This is a genomic window from Alteromonas sp. KUL106, assembly GCF_009811415.1.
Taxonomy (GTDB): domain Bacteria; phylum Pseudomonadota; class Gammaproteobacteria; order Enterobacterales; family Alteromonadaceae; genus Alteromonas.
The window spans coordinates 1-540 of the sequence record NZ_BLIG01000091.1 but is presented as its reverse complement, the minus strand read 5'-3'; the positions used below and the strand labels follow the sequence as shown (position 1 = coordinate 540).

The window sequence follows — 540 nt, the reverse complement described above, 5'->3', positions numbered from 1 at the left end:
GCCTTAGTCTCGTGGGCTCGGGACAAAGAATGATTGGCACACTTGCTGTGCTCCGCCTACCATTGACTGAGATTTTCAGTCGATGGGAATTTTTTTTAACATAAAAATTTGATTTTTTTTATATAATACCGTAGCCATTCTGGCTCAAGGCCATCCAACACTCTCTCGTGTTACTTCGGTGAGTTACAAGATGGAGGGGTACTGGGATGAAGAGGAGTGGTCCGAAGAAGAGGAGTGGGCCGAAGAAGAGGAGAAGAAGTGGGTAAGGAGCGAAGCCATGAAGAAGCACAGGTGGATTGTCCACTGGAAGATTCGTCAAAACAGCCCGACATTCAGCAACCGGAAGTTGCGCGACGAATTTGCGGTACACTTCAATATCACAAAACTTCAGGGTTGGGTGTATCTTGTGAATGGAGGGTGGCTGAAGGGTATGAAGCCGTAGAGAGGCTAAAAAATTTTTTTTTTCATTATGAAAATATTTTTTCATTATGAAATAACAGGGGAATACTAAAAAAATATGTGAAATATTAAGAAAAAAAA

At 41.9% G+C, this 540-nt stretch carries 1 protein-coding gene; it reads left to right on the top strand.

Translation table 11 applies throughout. The features are described 5' to 3' along the window. Positions 1 to 190 precede the first annotated feature (190 nt). Positions 191 to 442 carry a hypothetical protein gene (locus GVO63_RS19360; protein WP_159582076.1) on the top strand — a complete coding sequence of 84 codons (252 nt, stop codon included), beginning with the start codon at positions 191 to 193 and terminating at the stop codon, positions 440 to 442. Positions 443 to 540: the final 98 nt, after the last annotated feature.